Source organism: Paenibacillus stellifer, from assembly GCF_000758685.1.
Lineage (GTDB): Bacteria > Bacillota > Bacilli > Paenibacillales > Paenibacillaceae > Paenibacillus_AQ > Paenibacillus_AQ stellifer.
The window spans coordinates 4,282,853-4,302,881 of the sequence record NZ_CP009286.1 but is presented as its reverse complement, the minus strand read 5'-3'; the positions used below and the strand labels follow the sequence as shown (position 1 = coordinate 4,302,881).

Annotated in this window: 16 protein-coding genes and 1 other annotated feature; of the genes, 15 read left to right on the top strand and 1 reads right to left on the bottom strand. The window is 57.4% G+C overall.

The genetic code is table 11. From position 1 onward, the window contains the following. The first annotated feature begins 11 nt into the window (after positions 1-11). The 4 genes from PSTEL_RS19835 to PSTEL_RS19820 all read left to right on the top strand — a co-directional run bounded on the left by PSTEL_RS19835 (position 12) and on the right by PSTEL_RS19820 (position 4,670). Positions 12-998, top strand: coding sequence for an aldo/keto reductase (locus PSTEL_RS19835; RefSeq protein ID WP_038698023.1), 987 nt, complete (start codon positions 12-14; stop codon positions 996-998). A gap of 358 nt (positions 999-1,356) precedes the next feature. Further along, entirely contained in the window at positions 1,357-2,355 is a 999-nt protein-coding gene (gene hemB, locus PSTEL_RS19830) for a porphobilinogen synthase (RefSeq protein ID WP_038698021.1), read from the top strand. A 78-nt stretch (positions 2,356-2,433) separates the two neighbouring features. Further along, positions 2,434-3,729 carry a glutamate-1-semialdehyde 2,1-aminomutase gene (gene hemL, locus PSTEL_RS19825; protein WP_084065468.1) on the top strand — a complete coding sequence of 432 codons (1,296 nt, stop codon included), beginning with the start codon at positions 2,434-2,436 and terminating at the stop codon, positions 3,727-3,729. 59 nt (positions 3,730-3,788) lie between these two features. Further along, complete coding sequence (locus PSTEL_RS19820; protein WP_052099296.1) at positions 3,789-4,670, top strand: RluA family pseudouridine synthase; 882 nt, start codon at positions 3,789-3,791, stop codon at positions 4,668-4,670. Positions 4,671-4,907: 237 nt separating this feature from the next. Here PSTEL_RS19820 and greA read toward each other — a convergent pair whose 3' ends face one another. Beyond that, positions 4,908-5,393 (bottom strand): transcription elongation factor GreA, encoded by a 486-nt coding sequence (greA, locus tag PSTEL_RS19815; protein WP_038698015.1) that lies wholly within the window; start codon positions 5,391-5,393, stop codon positions 4,908-4,910. A 243-nt stretch (positions 5,394-5,636) separates the two neighbouring features. Between greA and PSTEL_RS19810 the strand changes: the two genes are divergently transcribed. From PSTEL_RS19810 to radC, 11 genes are all read left to right on the top strand, one after another. After that, complete coding sequence (locus tag PSTEL_RS19810) at positions 5,637-6,944, top strand: LysM peptidoglycan-binding domain-containing protein (RefSeq protein ID WP_038698013.1); 1,308 nt, start codon at positions 5,637-5,639, stop codon at positions 6,942-6,944. A 160-nt stretch (positions 6,945-7,104) separates the two neighbouring features. Continuing rightward, positions 7,105-7,500, top strand: a complete 396-nt coding sequence (locus PSTEL_RS19805; protein WP_038698011.1) for a GntR family transcriptional regulator — start codon at positions 7,105-7,107, stop codon at positions 7,498-7,500. 16 nt (positions 7,501-7,516) lie between these two features. Further along, entirely contained in the window at positions 7,517-8,917 is a 1,401-nt protein-coding gene (locus PSTEL_RS19800) for a DUF5808 domain-containing protein (protein WP_038698008.1), read from the top strand. A 63-nt stretch (positions 8,918-8,980) separates the two neighbouring features. Beyond that, positions 8,981-9,256: a binding site (T-box leader), on the top strand. A gap of 160 nt (positions 9,257-9,416) precedes the next feature. Next, positions 9,417-12,050 carry a valine--tRNA ligase gene (locus PSTEL_RS19795; RefSeq protein WP_038701324.1) on the top strand — a complete coding sequence of 878 codons (2,634 nt, stop codon included), beginning with the start codon at positions 9,417-9,419 and terminating at the stop codon, positions 12,048-12,050. 5 nt (positions 12,051-12,055) lie between these two features. Then, positions 12,056-13,435 carry a bifunctional folylpolyglutamate synthase/dihydrofolate synthase gene (locus PSTEL_RS19790; protein ID WP_038698006.1) on the top strand — a complete coding sequence of 460 codons (1,380 nt, stop codon included), beginning with the start codon at positions 12,056-12,058 and terminating at the stop codon, positions 13,433-13,435. 55 nt (positions 13,436-13,490) lie between these two features. After that, on the top strand, positions 13,491-14,831 hold the full coding sequence (gene murC / locus PSTEL_RS19785) for a UDP-N-acetylmuramate--L-alanine ligase (RefSeq protein WP_425415240.1): 1,341 nt from the start codon (positions 13,491-13,493) through the stop codon (positions 14,829-14,831). Between the two features lie 192 nt (positions 14,832-15,023). After that, positions 15,024-16,199, top strand: a complete 1,176-nt coding sequence (locus PSTEL_RS19780; RefSeq protein ID WP_038698002.1) for a GGDEF domain-containing protein — start codon at positions 15,024-15,026, stop codon at positions 16,197-16,199. A gap of 133 nt (positions 16,200-16,332) precedes the next feature. Further along, positions 16,333-17,724, top strand: a complete 1,392-nt coding sequence (locus PSTEL_RS26445) for an SPOR domain-containing protein (protein WP_052098707.1) — start codon at positions 16,333-16,335, stop codon at positions 17,722-17,724. Between the two features lie 197 nt (positions 17,725-17,921). Then, the gene (locus PSTEL_RS19770) at positions 17,922-18,167 is read left to right on the top strand and encodes a DUF4321 domain-containing protein (protein ID WP_038698000.1); all 246 of its coding nucleotides are present in this window, start codon (positions 17,922-17,924) and stop codon (positions 18,165-18,167) included. Positions 18,168-18,214: 47 nt separating this feature from the next. Continuing rightward, complete coding sequence (locus PSTEL_RS19765) at positions 18,215-18,997, top strand: Maf family protein (RefSeq protein ID WP_038701320.1); 783 nt, start codon at positions 18,215-18,217, stop codon at positions 18,995-18,997. A gap of 296 nt (positions 18,998-19,293) precedes the next feature. After that, positions 19,294-19,983, top strand: a complete 690-nt coding sequence (gene radC / locus PSTEL_RS19760) for a RadC family protein (RefSeq protein ID WP_038697998.1) — start codon at positions 19,294-19,296, stop codon at positions 19,981-19,983. Positions 19,984-20,029 lie beyond the last annotated feature (46 nt).

The following is a 20,029-nucleotide window of genomic DNA, read 5'->3' as shown; positions in this document are numbered from 1 at the left end:
AGGGAATGAATTTGGAGAAACGCGTATTGGGCAAAACGGGGCTTGAAGTATCGGCGCTGGGTCTGGGATGTATGGGAATGTCCGAGTTCTACGGCGGGCGGGATGACGAGGAATCCATCAGGACCATTCACCACGCGCTTGATTTAGGTGTGGCTCTTCTCGATACGGCGGATATGTACGGTGTGGGCCGTAACGAGGAGTTGGTCGGACGGGCGATCAAGGGACGGCGGGACAGCGTCGTTCTGGCGACCAAGTTCGGCAATGTCCGTTCCGCCGACGGCGCGATGCTTGGCGTCAACGGCCGCCCCGAGTATGTGAAGCAGGCCTGCGACGCCAGCCTGAAACGGCTGGGGGTCGATTATATTGACCTCTATTACCAGCACCGGGTCGATCCGGGTACGCCGATCGAGGAGACGGTTGGAGCTATGGCCGATCTGGTACAGGCCGGCAAGGTCCGGTATCTCGGTCTGTCCGAGGCTTCCGTGAAGACCATCGCCCGGGCGCAGTCCGTTCATCCGATCACCGCGCTCCAGACGGAATACTCGCTGTGGAGCCGGGATGTGGAGGATGGAATTTTGCCGTTCTGCCGCGAATCGGGCATCGGGTTCGTGGCGTACAGCCCGCTCGGCCGGGGCTTCCTGAGCGGCCAGATCCAATCGTTCGACGATTTGGAGGAGAGCGATTACCGCCGGTTCTCACCGAGATTCCAGGGCGAGAATTTCAAGAAGAATCTGGACCTTGTGGACCGGATTCGCGAAATCGCGCGGGACAAAGGCTGCAGTTCCTCACAGCTGGCGCTTGCCTGGCTGCTCAGCGCCGGCGACGATATTGTGCCCATCCCCGGCACCAAGCGCAGATCGTATCTGGAGGAGAACATTGAAGCGGCCGGAATCAGCCTGACCTCCGAAGAGCTGAGACTGATCGATGAAGCTGCGCCGAAGGGAGCGGCAGCGGGTTTCCGCTATCCCGAAGCCTCTATGAAATGGCTGAATAGCTGAAGACCCGTTCATAAAATAGTCTGAAATTCACCGGAATCACTGTGATATACTTAACAATGACCTTGCCAATAATATGCATGTTAACGGTGAATGGACAACCTGCATGATTACTTGGGTGTCCGGGCGCGTAAGTCATGCATGCCTAATGTCGTCCGGACGCGTGATTCATAGTCATATGGGCGCCTAATGGTGTCCTGGCGCCAAAGCTGTACGCGCCTAACCCTGAGCCGTCTGCCGCCAGAAGGAAGCGTCTTACGCTGCCTTGGCAGGGCAGATGGCCGGGGTTTCTTGCTGTTTATGGGAACATGGGAACGAATGAACGAAGCTGAAGCTGAAGCGACTATAGGAGGAACCTTTCATGAGCTTTCCAATCGTGCGTCACCGCCGTCTGCGCTCTTCCGCCGCGATTCGCGGCATGGTGCGTGAGACGGTACTGAACCCGCTGGACTTGATCCAGCCGATCTTTGTAACCTTTGGAGCCGGCGTGAAGCGGGAAATCGCTTCGATGCCTGGCGTTTACCATTTCTCGCTTGATACGCTGAAGGAGGAAGTGGACGAGATCGTCTCGCTCGGCATTCCCGCCGTGCTGCTGTTCGGCATCCCCGAGACGAAGGATGCCATTGGCTCCTCCGGCTTTGACGAGAACGGAATTGTACAGGAGGCGACCCGCCTTATCAAGCAGTGGCATCCCGAACTGCTCGTTGTCGCCGACACCTGCCTGTGCGAATTCACGGACCACGGCCACTGCGGTATGGTGCACACCCATACGGTGGACGGGGTCTTGCATGGCGATGTGATCAACGACGCCAGTCTGGAGCTGCTGACGCAGACCGCGGTCTCGCAGGCCAAGGCCGGAGCGGACATTATCGCACCGTCGAATATGATGGACGGCTTCGTCCAGGCCATTCGCGCCGGGCTGGACGAAGCGGGCTTTGAGCATGTGCCGATTATGTCCTATTCGGTCAAATACGCTTCCGCCTTCTACGGACCTTTCCGGGAAGCAGCGGATTCCGCGCCTCAGTTCGGAGACCGGAAGACGTATCAGATGGACCCCGCCAACGTCCGTGAAGCGATCCGCGAGGCGGAGAGCGATGTGCTGGAGGGCGCCGACATGCTGATGGTGAAGCCGGCTCTGGCTTACATGGACGTCATCCGGGTCATTCGCGACCAGTTCGACCTTCCGCTTGTCGCTTATAATGTCAGCGGCGAATACTCCATGGTGAAGGCAGCCGCACAGCAGGGCTGGATCAATGAGAAAGCCATCGTTCTCGAGCTCCTGACGGGGCTGAAACGGGCCGGCGCCGATACGATCATCACCTATCACGCCAAGGATGCGGTCCGCTGGCTGCGTGAATAGAAGCCCGGCGCTGAAGAGGATACGGAATATTGCGGACATAACGGTCCGGTTAAGACAAGGAGGAGGGAAGGGATGGATATGGAAACAACTTCACGCAGAGAAGAAGCTTCCCGGGCAGCGTTCGAAGAGGCGAAACGCTATATCCCCGGTGGAGTGAACAGCCCGGTCCGGGCGTTCAAATCGGTTGGACTCACTCCGGTATATGTGGAGCGGGGTGAAGGCTCCCGGATCTATGATATCGACGGCAACAGCTTTATCGATTACGTCCTGTCCTGGGGACCGCTGATTATGGGCCATGCCCATCCGGAGGTCGTGCAGGCGCTGCAGGAGACGGCAGCCAAGGGCACAAGCTTCGGCGCGCCGACGCTGCTGGAGACGGAAATGGCCAAAACGGTGGTCGAACGGGTCCATTCCGTCGATATCGTCCGGATGGTCAACTCCGGCACGGAAGCGACGATGAGCGCCATACGTCTGGCCCGGGGATACACGAGCAGAAGCAAAATCCTGAAGTTCGAGGGCTCCTATCACGGACACGGCGACAGCTTGCTTATCAAGGCCGGCTCCGGTGTCGCCACACTCGGCCTGCCGGACAGTCCTGGCGTGCCAGAGGGCATTGCGTCCAATACGATCGCCGTTCCGTATAACGACCTGGAATCGGTCAAGCTGGCCTTTGAACGGTTCGGAGAAGATATTGCAGCCGTTATCGTTGAACCGATCGCCGGCAACATGGGCGTCGTTCCGCCTCTTCCCGGATTCCTGGAAGGGCTGCGGAATCTGACGCTGAATTACGGGGCGCTGCTGATCTTCGACGAGGTCATGACGGGATTCCGCGTGAACCGCGGCTGCGCTCAAGGGTTGTTCGGCATCACGCCGGATTTGACCTGCTTCGGCAAGGTGATCGGCGGCGGTCTTCCGGTCGGCGCTTACGGCGGCCGCCGGGAGATCGTGGAGAGAATCGCACCTTCCGGTCCGATCTACCAGGCCGGTACGCTGAGCGGCAACCCGCTCGCAATGGCTGCCGGTCTCACGACCTTGAAGCTGCTGACGCCGGCGGTCTATGACCGGCTGGAAGCTCTCGGCGCCCGCCTTGAAGCCGGATTGAATGCCAATGCCCAAGAAGCCGGTATTCCGCTGACCGTGAACCGCGTCGGTTCGATGGTGTGCCCGTTCTTCTCGGAGGGGCCGGTCACGAATTACGATACGGCGAAGAGCAGCGATGTTGCCCGGTTCCGCACCTACTTCGGCAAAATGCTGGAGCGTGGCATCAGCCTCCCGCCTTCGCAGTTTGAGGGCATGTTCCTTTCGGCGGCGCACAGCGAACAGGATATCGACGATACCCTGGAAGCCCATCGCGCCGTCTTGAAGTCGCTGTGAAGCCGGAGAATCAGGCGAAGCGGCCGGGTTGGGTCCGCCGGGGCGAGTGGCTGGAGACAATGCCCGGCAGGAGCATTCTTACGGCGGAGGACCGGATGGCTGCTGCTTGTCGGTGGCTAGGCGAAACGGTCGGGATGCCAGACAAGCTGCTTGCACGGCTCTTACGGGAGAACGGAATCCAGCTCAAGGGCGACCGGATGCGCCTGGCACTCTTTCCGTCCAGGGAGCCTGGAATCGAGCCGCTCTGGCATGAGCTTGAGGTCTTGTTCGAGGACGACTTCTGTCTTGTTGTCCATAAGCCCAGCGGCATGGCTGTGCATCCGGACGGCAGCGGCGGCAGCGCAGTGACGCTGGATCATGCGGTGGCTGCGCATTACTCCTACACCGGACAGAGCTGCGCCGTCCGGCATATTCACCGGCTCGACAAGGAGACGACCGGACCGGTGCTGTATGCGAAGAATGAACTGGCCCAGCTCGTGCTGGATGAGGCCATGCGCAGGAAAGACATTTCCCGAAGATACGCCGCCATTGTGAAAGGGGTAGTGCCCAAGACTCTTCGGGTAATCGACCTGCCGATCGGACGCGACCGCCATCACGCTTCGCGCCGCCGGATTTCGCCCGGCGGACAGTCTGCGGTGACCCGTATCGTCTGGCAGGAGGCCTGGCGGGAAGCGACGCTTCTTCGGCTGGAGCTTGAGACGGGACGCACGCATCAAATTCGGGTGCATCTCAGCCACATGGGGCATCCCCTGTACGGCGACGAATTGTATGGAGGTCCGCAGGGGCCGGAGCTTTCGGGCGGACACAGGCTGAACCGGCAGGCGCTGCACGGAGAATCCCTGGCGTTCTCCCATCCCTGGACCGGCGAGGCCATAGAAGCGGCCGACCCCTGGCCGGAGGATATGCTGCAGCTGCGTGCTAGGCTGGAGGCCAGTCGGTAAGTGCATACTTCAGCTTAATAACGAAAAGGATCAAAAGCGTACCGGACTTGCTCGCCGGGGCTTTTGATCCTTTTTTAAATACAAGAATTTATAAGCTGCACGCTTATCATTAATGTTCTATTTCTTGGTAAACGCTCGGCGCCTTAAGGACGCCATAAGGAATGTTTCCTCATCTGATATGAAATGTTAAGCTATGCGCTTAAGCCGTTCTTCCGTTGCCTCGCTGAGCGGCGCTTGTTAAGCCAGACGAATCTCCAGCAGCTCGTACTCGATCAGGCCGGCCGGGGCGTCTACCTTGATGGTGCTTCCCGCCGATTTGCCAAGCAGTTCTTTGCCTAGCGGGCTTTCGTACGAGATTTTGTTGCCAGCGACATCGGCCTCGGCTGGACTGACAATGCGGTACTCCACCCGTTCGGAGAACTCGATATCGTTCAGCACGACGATGGAGCCGACGTTCACCGTAGTTGCATCCAGACTGTCCGCATTGACGACGCGGGCGTACTTCAGCATGTTCTCAAGCTGCTTGATCCGGGTCTCCATGAATGCCTGATCATCTTTGGCCGAGTGATATTCGCTGTTCTCCTTCAGGTCTCCATAGCTGATTGCTACCTTGAGACGTTCGGCCAGCTCTTTGCGTTTAACGGTTTTGAGATCCTTCAGTTCCTCTTCCAGCTGGGCGTAGCCCTCCGGCGTCAGAATGATTTCATCTTCCTTATTGGCCATTTTGATCACAACTCCAATTTTTCTGGGCTATTTTAATTCTATTGTACCCCAAATGGAGCTGCCATTGATAGTCACTGTGAAAATCGGGATGACCGGATGATCGGGAGAAGATCCGAAAGAGCTTTTCGCGAACGTCTGTCATGCGTCCATTCCCTGAGCATATACATAGGGAGAGTAACATTTTGGGCTTGCGCTCCGGGCCTGTCCCGGAGTCAGATTATGCCAAGGAGGAGGACGTTTCCCGTGTTTGACCAGTCCCACGGCCTGCGGTTTGACATTTATGAACGAATTCATCTGCCTCAAGACCTTCCGGGAATTGCCGAACTGGAAGAAATTGAGCTGCTGCCCGATATTCAGGTCACCCAGCGCGAGGACCGCGCGGAGCTGCACGGACAACTGGTGCTGACAGGCCTTTACCGGAGCGAAGACGACATTACCCAGCAATTGGAGCATTCCATTCCCGTTGAAATTACGGTGCCGCTGACCCGTGTCAGTTCGCTCGATGAAATCGGGGTTGAGATTGAGAATTTTGATATCGATCTGCTGACGATGCGGAGCCTTAATGTTACAGGCGTATTGTCGCTGCGCGGAATCGACGGAGGTGGGAACGTTCCCGCCTGGCAGCGAGAGGAATACACCGTTGTCTATTCTCCTGAAGAAGACGAGGCCCGCGAAGAGGAAGAGAGGGTCCAGGACAATCCGGGAGACGATAGCGGCAAGCTGTACGAGAATTCCGTGTGGACCTTCGGCGAAGGCGCAACAGAAGAGGAAGATCAGGAGGATCATTCGTTCCCTGGAATAAGCGCGATTCCGGATAATGATCAGGGTGAAACAGTTTTGACGTTGAGCGGTGATTGGAACGAGGGGACAGGCGAAGCAGAGAGCTTCTCTGTAAATGAAGTTGCGCAGGAAGTGGCGAAGCTATCCGGAACACCCGGATATCCAGCTGCGGAGAGTGTGAAACGCCTGGGCCAAACGGCTGCAGACAGCGAATGGGAACGCTTAAAGGATGCGGATAAGACGGAGAGCGCGGCTGACGAGTCTGCTGAAGAAGCGGATAACAAGGAAACCTTGGCCTTTATTGAGGATGAGACTTCTGTCCCGACAGTCGATCCGGAAGAAGAATCGGCTGTACATACAGCCATAATCCCGCCGGAGCAGCCTGTGCTGTCGGAGGAGAAACCGAACCTGAAGATTGCTCTGGGCAGCAAAAAAGAGGGCTTGGACAAGGAAAGCGAGCCGTTGACCTTCTCCTCTCTGCTCTCATCCGGACGCAATCAGGGTGAGGCGGAGGAGACGCCGGAAGAGAAGACGGCGGCCCGCGTTCCGGCTGCCGATGATGAGAAATCGGATGAACGCGAATGGAAGAGCCGCTTTGTGCGGGGCCAGGAGTCGGAGGCCTTCCGGAAGGTGCGGCTATGCATCGTCCAGCGGGAGGAGACGCTCGATTCCATCGCCGAGAAGTATCAGCTGAGCGCCAGAGAACTTGTGCTGTACAACCGGCTGCCCGGCCAGACAGTGGAAGAGGGCCAGGTCCTGTATATTCCATAACCATGAGCGCAGTGGAGCTCCTATTCATGTCCCGGTCCAACAAGGCCGGGATTTTGCTGTCTGAAGCCAAAAAAAAGGCTTGCGACGAGTTGCGGGAATTAAGAATTATTTGTATTATATATTGTAATACAAATAATACTGAACCTCCGGAGGGAACCCCATGATCCTTACCCTGGATTTCAAGAGCGATACCCCGATCTATGTCCAGCTGAGAAATGCCATAGTCGTTGCGATTGGTAAAGGAGAGCTGCAGGATGGAGAGAGACTTCCGACCATCAGGCAGCTGGCACAGGAGCTCGGCGTGAATGTGATGACCGTCAATAAGGCCTATGCCATCCTGAAGAATGAAGGCTTTCTGTCCATCGACCGCAGGCATGGCGCGGCTGTCACAAGGCCGGATGGAGGCGACGCGGTGTACAAGGAGAAGCTGGAACGCGAGCTGACCCTGGTTATCAGTGAAGCTGCGCTGAAGGGGATCGGCCGTCAGGAGTTCCAAAGCCTGTGCAGCGGAATATTCGCGGCTCTTGCTGCTGGCCCTCAGACGCTGACGGAATAGAAAGGGGATTGTCAAAGTGAGCCTGGTCGTTCTGTTCATATTGATTGCCCTGTTTATCCTTGTGGTCACTCAGCTAATCTATGGCGTCAGAACGCAAGTATCTGGCGGCGTAATCGTCCTAGGCATCGGCTTTCCGAAGGATGCAGCGGATTCGGAGGAAGTACAGATGCTGAGAACCCGTCTTCGCCGCCGCAGCCTGGCGCTGATTGCGGCAGGCGTGCTGCTTCTGCTGCCGATGTTTGCGCTCAGGGACCTGTTCTCACTGGTCTTCGTGTATTGGTGGGTTTGGCTTGTTGTCTTCCTTACCGCCGGCTACAAACTATTCGCCGCCAGTCACCGCTCGGCTTCGCAGATCAAGCAGGCCAAAGGCTGGAGCCTTGGCGAGCGGCGCGTCGTACGGGTCGATACTACGCTGATTCTGCTGAAGCACCGGATGACCGTATCGCCGGGCTGGTTCGCCGTTCCCCTGCTGGTATCCCTGGCGGCCATCTGTTACGCTGTGCGCGATTCGCAGGATATGGGGGCATATCTGGCCATCCAGGCCGCGGGTATGACGCTGCTGTTGTTTCTGGTGTCCCTGGCGATTCGCCGGGTGCGCACCCGGGCTTACAGTGCGGACAGCGTCATCAACGCTGCACTGAACCGGGCCCAGCGCCGGACCTGGTCCTTCCTCTTTCTCGGGCTTGCACTGCTGGACGCCATCTTCGCTGCCTTTGCTGTATGGACCGGACTGCAGGAAGCTGCATATCTGGACACCGTCTGGTATATCGTATTGGGTATCCAGATTGCCGTACCCTTCGCTGCCGCCGCGTATACGGATCGTCAGGCGAAGAAGCGGCAGCTCGAGCTGGAGAAGTCGGCGGAGCAGCCGTTCATGACCGATGATGACGAGTACTGGATTAATGGGCTATGGTATTACAATCCGAACGACCGCAGCATGATGGTTCCGAAGCGGGGCGGGTTCGGTCTGACGCTCAACATGGCGTCCCGGGGAGGGAGGCTGTTCATGGGAATCACCGCTGCGTTCGTGGTCTTGCTGATAGCGGGGATATCGATTTTCGCCGTCCGGGAAGACTGGATGAAACCTGCCATGAGTATAAATGCCAATGGAGAGGTGAGAGTAGAGAGTCCGAGTTACGGCTACTCTTTTTCGCTGGACCAGGTTCAGGATCTTGCTCTAACGGACACCCTCCCTTCGGGCAGCCGGGTCAATGGGGTAGCCACCGATACGTACGCCCGCGGTCATTTCAAGCTGAAGGAGTGGGGCGCGGCACGATTGTATGTGTATACGAATTCTCCGCCCTATATCGTCATCCATCTGCCGGATCAGACGGTCGTATTCAATTACCGGGACAAGGAAGCCACACTCCGCTTGTTTGGGGAACTGAAGGAAATGACAGAGCCAACGGGAAAATAGGCTCTTCTTGGTTGACTCGGACGTAAGCAAACGGTATGATGTAAGGTAATAAACCGAAAGTACGCAAAGACTGGGAACGGGAAGAGTAGGCGGTCAGCCCTTTCAGAGAGCGGGGAGCAGCAGCTGTGAGCCTCCGCAGGATAATGACAGCCGAAGTCGCCCTGGAGTCGCGCGTTTGAGCCGGAGAATTCCGTGAGGAAGCCGGTTAGAACCCGCCGGCCGCAGACCGTTACTTCTGCATGAAGTGTCGCATGTTCAAGAGGACTGCTTGCATTCCTTGATTTGTATTGCATGCGAAACAAAGGTGGTACCGCGAAAGAATGGCCTTTCGTCCTTTGAGGACGAAGGGTCTTTTTGTTTTTCCAGGGGCTGCCAGCCTTGCAGGAATCAAGTTTCAAACTTACGGAGGGAATCAATCATGACAGAACAATCTTTGACTTCGGCGCAGCCGGAGATTAAGCAGTCGGGCGAGACGACAGGCGGCACTGCGGGCGGCGGTATGCCGACAACCTACGATCCGAAAGCCGCCGAACAGAAATGGTACCCGTATTGGATGGAAGAGGGCTTCTTCCGCGCCGGACAGCGTCCGGATGCGAAGCCGTATACCATTGTGATTCCGCCACCTAACGTAACGGGGATGCTGCATATCGGGCATGCGCTCGATTTCACGCTGCAGGATATTCTGATCCGCACGAAGCGGATGCAGGGCTACGACACGCTCTGGCTGCCGGGAACGGACCATGCGGGCATCGCGACCCAGACGAAGGTGGAGCAGAAGCTCCGCCAGCAGGGCATTTCACGCTATGACCTTGGACGCGAGAAATTCCTCGACCAGGTTTGGGCATGGAAGGATCAATACGCCGACACCATCCATGAGCAGTGGGCCAAAATGGGTCTGTCGCTCGACTACAGCCGCGAACGGTTCACACTGGACGAGGGCTTGTCGAAGGCGGTTCGGGAGGTGTTTGTTAAGCTGTATGAGAAAGGCCTTATCTACCGCGGCAAACGCATCATCAACTGGGACCCGGCGGCCCGCACGGCGCTCTCCGACATCGAGGTTGAGTACAAAGAGGTTAACGGGCATCTGTACCATCTGCGTTATCCGCTGAAAGACGGCAGCGGGTACATCACCGTGGCGACAACGCGTCCGGAGACGATGCTCGGCGATACAGCTGTGGCGGTTCATCCGGAGGATGAGAGGTACAAGGACATGATCGGCAAGACGCTTGTTCTGCCAATCGTTGGCCGCGAGATCCCGGTTATTGCAGACGAATATGTGGAAAAAGAGTTCGGAAGCGGCGCGGTAAAAATTACCCCGGCTCACGATCCGAATGACTTCGAGGTTGGCCAGCGCCACAATCTGCCGCAGATCGTCGTTATGGACGAAACCGGCACGATGAACGCCGAAGCCGGTCCTTATCAGGGACTGGACCGCAGTGATTGCCGCAAGAAGATCGTCGCGGACCTCAAAGAGCAGGGTGTGCTGATCTCGATCGAGGATCATGTGCATCAGGTTGGACACAGTGAGCGCTCCGGCGCTGTAATTGAGCCGTATCTGTCGACCCAGTGGTTCGTAGCGATGCAGCCGCTGGCCGAAGCTGCGATCAAGGCGCAGAAGGACGGCACAGGCGTTAACTTCGTTCCGGACCGTTTCGAGAAGATCTATCTCCACTGGATCGAGAATGTTCGCGACTGGTGTATTTCCCGCCAGCTGTGGTGGGGCCACCGCATTCCGGCCTGGTATTCCGAATCAACCGGGGAAATGGTTGTTGCCCGCGACGAGGAAGAAGCGAAGCGGATCAGCGGCCTGACGGACCTCAAGCAGGACGACGATGTACTCGACACCTGGTTCAGCTCCGGTCTGTGGCCGTTCTCGACTCTGGGCTGGCCGGAGGACAGCGACGACTTGAAGCGTTACTACCCGACCGATGTACTGGTGACCGGCTACGACATCATCTACTTCTGGGTAGCGCGGATGATCTTCACTGCGCTGGAATTCACCGGCGAGAAGCCGTTCGCCGACGTGCTCATTCACGGTCTCGTCCGCGACGCGGAAGGCCGCAAAATGTCCAAATCGCTCGGCAACGGCGTTGATCCGCTCGAAGTCATCGAGAAGTACGGCGCAGACGCCATGCGCTACATGATTTCGACTGGCAGCACGCCGGGGCAGGACTTGCGCTTCCGCTGGGAGAAGGTCGAGCAGGCGCGCAATTTTGCCAACAAGATCTGGAACGCTTCCCGCTTCGCACTGATGAATCTGGAGGGCGTAGCCTACGAAGATATCGACATCACAGGACAGCTCGGAACCGCCGACCGGTGGATTCTGCACCGCCTGAACGAAACTTCCCGAGATGTTTCGCGTCTCATTAATGCGTACGATTTCGGCGAGACAGGCCGGCTGCTCTACAATTTCATCTGGGACGATCTCTGCGACTGGTATATCGAATTCGCGAAGCTGTCGCTCTACGGCGAGAACGCCGAGGCCAAGCGAAGCACCCAATCCGTTCTGGCCTATGTGCTGGATCGCACGCTGCGCCTGATTCATCCGTTCATGCCGTACATTTCGGAGGAGATCTGGCAGCATCTGCCGCATGAAGGCAAAACCATTACACTGGCTGCTTGGCCGGAGTACGATCCGGGCCTTGAAAATGGTGATGCTGTGGCGGAAATGAACCTGCTGATGGATATCATCCGCGCGGTTCGCAACATTCGTGCCGAGGTCAATGTGCCGATGAGCAAGAAGGTCGAGCTGATCGTCAAAGCCGGCAGTCCGGAGACGCTGGCGATCATCGAGCGCAACGGTGCTTACATCAGCCGGTTCGCGAATACATCGTCCTATGTGGCGGGCCTGAATCCGGAAGCTCCGGAGAAGGTGATGTCCGCCGTAGTTACAGGGGCCGAGCTGCTGCTTCCGCTGTCGGGACTGATCGATATCGAGCAGGAAATCAAGCGGCTTGAAAAAGAAGTGCAGACGCTGACCAGCGAAGTGGAGCGCGTCGAGAAAAAACTCGGCAACCCCGGCTTCGTCTCCAAAGCGCCGGCCAAAGTCATCGAAGAGGAACGGGCGAAGATGGCCGATTATTCGGCCAAGCGCGAGAAGGTGCTGGCCCGCATTGCCGAGCTGAGGGGATAAGGATTATGGAAGAGATTAGCGGGGCCTCTGCTGCGGCCCCCTTGCACACATACACGGAAGCAGTGAACTGGATCAACGGCTTGATCCCGTTTGGTGTCCGGCCCGGCCTGGACCGGATTGAGAAGCTGATGGAATACCTCGGCCATCCTCACCGCAGGCTGAAATTCATTCATGTCGCGGGAACGAACGGCAAAGGCTCGACCTGTGCGTTTTTGACATCTGTGCTGAGACAATGCGGTTACTCCGTCGGAACCTTCACCTCGCCGTACATTACGAAATTCACGAACCGGTTTCAGTATAACGGCGAGGACATTCCCGAAGAGACGCTGACCAGGCTCGCGAACCGTCTTTATCCACTGGTGGAGGAAATCGCCGCAACGGAGCTGGGTTCGCCCACCATGTTCGAGGTGTCCACGGCGCTGGCAATCCTCTATTATGCGGAGGTCTGCTATCCCGATGTCGTCGTATGGGAGACAGGGCTCGGGGGAAGGATGGATGTAACGAACATCGTTACCCCGATTGTCTCAATCATAACCAACGTGGGCTATGATCATACCGATGTTCTGGGGGATACCCTGGAACAGATCGCTTTTGAAAAAGCGGGCATCATCAAGCCCGGCGTTCCTGCCGTCAGCTGCGTATCGCAGCCGGAGGCGGTCGCCGTTCTGAAGGAGAAGGCCGCTTCCTGCAAGTCCACGCTGTATCTGGCGGGCGAGCAGTTTGCCTGCCGCAGCGAAGGCGTTCAGGAGGACGGGCTGCAGTCCTTCATTTTTGATGGCCCTTTTCGTTCTATCGACCTGTCCATCGCGATGAAGGGCGAGCATCAGATCGCTAATGCAGCGGGAGCCATGATGGCCCTTGAAGTGCTGCGCCAGTATATGGCGTTCATCCTGGAGGATGAGGACCTCAAGGCGGGCTTCCGCAAGACGTTCTGGGCGGGAAGACTGGAAGAGATTCCGGGCTCTCCCCGGATCGTGCTGGACGGTGCGCACAACCCCGAAGGGGCGCAGGTGCTGGCGGCGAGCCTGCCGAAATTTTACAAGTATCGAAAATTAAATTTACTGATGGGTATGCTGTCAAACAAGCATCACGAGTCGTACTTCAAGCATATACTTCCTATAGTGGATACGCTCATCCTGACCGAGCCGGATTTCCGGAAGAAAATGGACGCTGAACACCTTCAGTCAATCGCGGAGAGTCTGCGGGAGAACTACGCCAAGGAGCATTTGGAGATATTGGTGGAGCATGATTGGGATCAAGCGCTGCAGCGTCTGAAGTCGATTACAGACGATGAGGATTTGGCGGTCGTCTCCGGTACGCTTTACCTGATCGCCGATGTGCGAAGCGCGCTTTTGCAGCAACCCGATTCTGAAAAAGGCTGGTGACTAACGGTTGGATACGACGGAACGAGTTCATTTTATAGGAATTGGCGGTTATGGGATGAGCGCGATTGCCCGCGTTATGCTGGAGATGGGGTATAACGTAACAGGCTCTGATGTGGCCGCTCAGGAATTGACGGAGAAGCTTATCGCCAAAGGCGCGAAAGTATATATCGGACATACAGCGGAGCAGGTGAAGGGAGCCGATCTGGTTGTCTATTCCACGGCTCTACCCAAGGATAATGTGGAGCGCGTTGAGGCGGAGCGGCTTAATATTCCGGTCCTGCACCGTTCCCAAATGCTGGCCCGCCTGCTGAATCAGCGCAAGGGCGTTGCGGTCGCCGGCGCGCACGGCAAGACGACCACGTCCTCGATGATTGCGCTGGTCATGGAGGATTGCGGAGCCGACCCTACTTATATTATTGGCGGGGAAATCATGAACGTAGGCACGAATGCCAAGGCCGGACAAGGCGAATTTGTCGTGGCCGAGGCTGACGAGAGCGACGGTTCCTTCCTGCAGTACCACCCGTGGCTCGCGATCGTGACGAATATCGAAGCCGATCATCTGGAGAATTACGGCGGTGATTTCGAGCGGCTGAAGAGCGCTTATGCGCAGTTCATGAGCCAGCTTCGGGAAGACGGCACCAACATTGTATGCGCGGATGATGAGACGGTGATTTCTCTGCTTCCGAAGGTGGCCACATCGGTGACGACCTTCGGAATCCGTTCCAAGACGGCGGACTACACCGCCTCCGATATCGTGCTGGGCGACCGCCAGGTGTCTTTTACGATGAATCATAAGGACGAGGAGCTTGGCCGGATCGAGCTGTCCGTGCCCGGTCAGCATAATGTCTATAACGCAATGGCTACGGTAATCGCCTGTCTGAAAGCCGGGCTGGCATTTGAGGATATCGCTGCGGCGATCGTTAAGTTTAATGGTGCCAAAAGACGGTTCCAGGTGCTGGGCGAGACGGACGGCATTCTGGTCATCGACGATTATGCGCATCATCCGACTGAAATTCAGGCCACGATCAGCGCGGCCAAAGCGACGGGCAAGCGGATCATCGCGGTCTTCCAGCCTCAGCGCTATACCCGCACCTTCTTTCTCCTCGACGCGTTCAGCCGGGCTTTCGGCGAAGCGGACGAAGTGATCATCACCGATATTTACTCGCCTGCCGGCGAGAAGCAGATCGAGGGTGTGACTTCCGCCAAGCTGGTGGATCTGATCGTCCAGAACAGCAATCCTTCTGCCCGTTACCTGGCTGCCAAGGATGAAGTGCTCGCCGATCTGAAGGGCCGCGTGGCCCCGGGTGATCTCGTCATCACCATGGGAGCGGGCGACATTTACAAGGTCGGTTATGCGCTCGCCGATTACTTGAAAGGGCGGGAAGGCTCGAACTGATTGGCTGCGAGCCCAAGCTTACGCATTCTCCGGAGGCATTCCATGCTGAAGGAGAATGCGTTTTTTTATAAACGATTCGTCAGGAAAAACAAGACTTTAAACCCTGTGTTCCGATAGTATTGTATATAGATAGGTACCAGAACGTCTCGCGACGTACATCTTGGACAGACAGAATGATTGGTGGTGTATACGATGGATTTTCATCTGGACATCGGAACGATCCTGCTCACGCTTGTGATCGGGAATGTCGCAACAGCACTGCTTGTCGCGACCTATCGCTTCCGTGTCCCGGTTCACAAAGCCTTGTCACGCTTCGCTCTATCCAAGTGGCTGCAGTCTGCCTGCTGGCTGCTGGTGCTTATGCGCGAGGTCTGGTCTTCGCCCGTGCTTGTCCTGCTCGCCAATGCGCTGTTTCTGGCCGGCGGCAGTCTGGAGATCATCGCGCTGCTGATCCTTGCGGAAGTGTTCGACGTCAGGTCACGCCGATATCTGATTATAATCGCCTCTGCGGGGGCTCTGGCCTATGGGCTTGTCTATTTCGGACATGGTTCCGAAGATTTGCGGATCGTTGCGGCATCGCTCACTACTTCATTCGCTCTCTTCTGGGCGGCGCTTCGCCTGCTGTTCTCCCGAAAGAACTCATCAATGCTGTCTTTGATGGGACTGGCGTACGGCGTCATCGCATCCGCTATTCTGGTTAGAGGGCTGGCTCCGCTGTTCAGTGATAAGGCCATGAATGTCTTCTCGGGCGGAATCGTTCAGCATTTGTATTACTTGGGGATGTTTCTGTTCATGATCATTGGCACGGCAGGATTTGTTCTCCTGCTTCGCGAGAAGGCCTATGAACGGCTGCAGAGAATGGCCGCCTATGACGAGCTGACCGGTGTGCTCAACCGCCGGGCCTTCAGCCAACAGGCCGAGGAAGTGGTGCGAATCGCCGCCGTCCGCAAGGAGCCGGTATCCTTTCTTCTGCTCGACATCGACCACTTCAAGCGTCTGAACGACAGCTACGGCCATTTGGTCGGCGACGGGGTCCTGCGCGGCTTCGCCGTCTCCGTCGGGAACTGTCTCGGTCCGCGCGATCTGCTCGGGCGCTTTGGCGGCGAGGAGTTCGCGGTGCTGCTGCAGGGGGCGGATGAAGCCGCAAGTGAAGAGGCCGCCGAGAGAATCCGCCAGGCGATTATGGATTCGCGGATGGAAGGGATGGAAGGCCATTCGATTCAGTATACGGTCAGCATCGGGGTCATTACGATCGTCCCTCAGCGGCAGACCAGGCTTGATCTGCTGTACAAGCTCGGCGATGCGGCGCTGTACCGGGCCAAGCATGGAGGACGCAACCGGGTGGAGCGGGGCAGCGCCGCCACATAGGGGCCCCTTCCCAAAAAAGCATAATCCAAGGATAAGCCTCAGCTTTTGAACTCTTATATTTCTTAAAAAGAGCATACCCGTCCAGACTCCGTCATATCTTGTCTTATAGACTGGACAAGGTGAGGTGGACGGATTGAACAGCGGAAGAATGACGTTCCGGTTCGATAATGGAAAGATCCGGAGTGACGATCATCAGCCTGAATCCGGGACGAAGGAGACGGATGCGGAAGTCCCGGAGGAGAACAAGCGGGAACCCCGGGGCGAGCTCTACAGCCTGGAGCAGGCGCGGCTGGCGGCCGGAGGGAGAACGCGGCAGGATGGACGCGCCCCGCAGAATCCGGGAAGAACAGCCAGGGAGTACCGGCTGGAGGAACTCGAGCACGCTTATAACCAGCGGAAGAAAGAGCGGAAGCCTACCGGCTCTTATCCGGAGTTTCCTGAGCCGATTCATGACGAAGCCGATTGGCGGGAGAGCGAAGAGAGCCGATTCCCGTCTGCCGGGAACCGCCCCCCTTCATTCGGTGATGCTTATCTGCAGCCCCGCCGGAGTGAAGACGCGGCGGAGTCCGCCCCGAATTCCGGCGCGGGCGGAAGCTATGCCGATTTCGATTATGGCTCCCAGCTGTATCGGGGAGATGAACCCGGCACTCCGGCGCATTCGCCGGGAGAGGATGATTATCCGCTGTGGAGCGCCGGCGAGGATGACGGCGGGGGCTACTATACCTCCCAAAGACCGTCGTCCTGGTGGCGGTTTCCGGTGTCGGTGGCGGGCGCGCTTGCCATCGGACTAATGCTGGGCTACGCAGCGCTGCATTATTTGGGCGGCGGCCATACGGGGAACACCGCCGATCCGGCTTCGCCGCAAGCCGGCATCGAGCAGAGCGCAGCCGGAGGGGCGGCGGCCTCCGCCGTCTCCGTCCAGGTGCCGGCCCAAACCTACTACCTGCTCCAGTACGGCGTGTTCAGCACGCCGCAGGGCGCGGAGCAGGCGAAGAAGGAGCTGGCGGATGCCGGGCTTGCCGCCGGCATCTTTGCCGCCGGCGACAACCGTGTCTACGCCGGCTTGTCCGCCGACCGCGGGCAGGCGGAGCAGCTCGCGGCCTTGCTGAAGGCTCAGGGAATCGAGCCTTATCTGAAGGAGCTCACGCTGCCCGCCGAGAGCCGCCTCTCGTTTGGGGGAGACGCGGACGCGGTCTCCCGGTATTTCGACGACAGCGGCCGGTTGCTGGGCGGGCTGAGCTCGCTCTCCGCCTCGCTGCTTGGCGGAGGGGCCGCCGCTGATGCCGCGGGCATCAGCGATCTCCATATGCAGTGGAGCCAGGATATCAAGGCGCTGGAAGCGGGGCTTCCTGCGGAAGGGCAGGCGGCGGCGAAGGAGATGGAGGCGGCTGTAAGCCGCGGCATCTCCGCCATGAACGAATATCAGAAGAGCATGGCGGACGGCCTGCTCTGGGAGATTCAGTCTTCCATGCTGGACATGCTGAGCGGACAACAGAAGCTGCTGGCGGTGATGGAGATCCGCTAATCACATTGCAGGGCCTGTGGACTTAATTGAATCACACAGCCGGTTGGCCAGCTGATCAGGCAGCTTGGCTGAATGGCTTACATCAACTGAAACATCCGGCGGGGCGCATCCGAGCCTCGCCGGATTTTGCGTTGTGCTCCTCTCCGTTTTGACTTTATAATAGGGTGGATGTCACAATGGGTGAGGGAAGACGGTCGATGAAGAGGAAAAATGCAGGAATTCTTGTGCTCTATATCATTTTGGGCTGGCTGGCAGGAGCGTGGGTCGCCAAGCTGCTGGAGCCGGTCAAGAGCTTGTCTTTTTTGACGAAGTCCACCTTGATCAAATGGTCGCCGCAGGCCGATCTGGATATCCTGATGTATGACGTAACCATTCAATTGAAACTCTGCATACTAAGTCTCGCCGGCATTATCGTGGCCGTGTGGCTGTACCGCAGAAAATAGACCGGCCGCCGGATACCGGGAAAGGATGTTGGAAGGCTGTGACCGAAATGAACGGCGGGATAACCCCGATTATTCTAGCTTCCGGTTCGCCGAGACGCCGGGAGCTGCTGTCCCTGCTCGGGCTTCCGCTGAAGGTGATTCCAAGCGACGCGGACGAGAGCTTTCAGCCCGGCTGGACGCCCGATTATATCGTGAGCACGCTTGCGCTGCGCAAGGCGGAAGCTGTGCTTCCGCAGGCCGGGAGCAAGCCTGCTGTCGTGGTCGGCAGCGATACGATCGTCGTGCTGGATGGGCGTGTGCTCGGCAAGCCCCGGGACGACTCGGAGGCGAGAGATATGCTGGCCTCCCTTCAGGGAAGGTCGCATTCCGTCTTTACCGGATTGGCCTGTGTGCGTGCAGGGCAGGCGGGAGAACGGATCGGAGCGCTTCCCGAGGATGTATGGAAGACGGCTCCTCAAGCTCCGGTAGATCTGGCGGATACGGAGGAAGCTGTTCCCCCAGGATTGGGAAATGGGAATGGCGGCACTATCACACCGCTTCCATTCGGGAGATTGGGCCAGTATGCGGTGATTCCGGGGGCCGGGGGTAATGGGCCGCTAGCAATTGCGGGCTATACGGAGAGCAGGGTCACATTCCGCCCGATGACGAGCGCCGAGATCACTAGCTATATCGCTACGGGGGAGCCGATGGACAAGGCTGGCTCCTACGGCATTCAAGGCATCGGATCGGTGTTTATCGAAGAGATGGAAGGCGATTTTTACAGCGTAATGGGCTTGCCGTTGAACCTGCTGTACGAGATGCTGTCCCGGTTCGGCATAAGCCCTTTTTGACAAGCCGCAACTAATAGAGTATGCCAAGAAGACTTCTGAAGGCCGCAAGGCTGGAGGAGGTCTTCTTTTGTAATCAGATATCGCCAGCGGCTCCTGGTTCACCGATTGGTAATCCATTCCGGGCTTCATTTCTATTTGTATTGCACTGGCTTTCCCCGTATAATAATTGAGGGTGTGTAGGAAAATGGCGACACCTGAGGAATTTCGGCCTAATCACGGCCGGGCAAGAGTTTTTTTCACAATTTGATTCTCATGCAGCCGTCTGGATACATAAAGGCTGAAAGGAAGAGTACGGGATGGAATCGTCAACGTTTATGCTGCGAGACCTTCCCCATGAAGAACGACCGAGAGAACGCATGATGCATTATGGGGCGGAATCACTGAGCCAGGCCGAGCTGCTGGCTATTCTGCTGCGAACGGGAACCCGCCGGGAATCGGCGATTCATATGGCGCAGCGCATATTGGGAGAGGCGGGCGGCATCCGCGGCCTGTACGACCTTAGCATTGAAGAACTGACGCAAATGAAAGGCATCGGTCCCGCCAAGGCCGTGCAGCTGAAAGCCGGCATTGAGCTTGGAAGGAGAATGGCGATCAGCCGGATGGACCGGGCGGTCATCATCCGCAGTCCGCATGACGCGGCCGCCATCCTCACCGAGCAGCTTCGCTATTTGCAGAAAGAGCATTTCGTCTGTCTCTTTCTGAACACCAAAAATCATGTGATCGCGCAGGAGACGCTGTCGATGGGAAGCCTGAACGCTTCGATTGTCCATCCCAGAGAGGTGTTTCGGGCGGCCATTAAATGCAGCAGCGCTTCCATTATATGTGCGCATAATCATCCAAGCGGTGATCCGACGCCGAGTCCGGAGGATATTTCCCTGACCCGGAGACTGCTCGAAGCAGGCGAAATCGTCGGCATCGACGTGCTGGATCATCTCATTATCGGAGACAGTGAATTTGTAAGTATGAAGGAAAAAGGCTTGATGTAGCATTCTTTAAAATGAACGATGCACTTAAAAATGAATGAAGCACTTT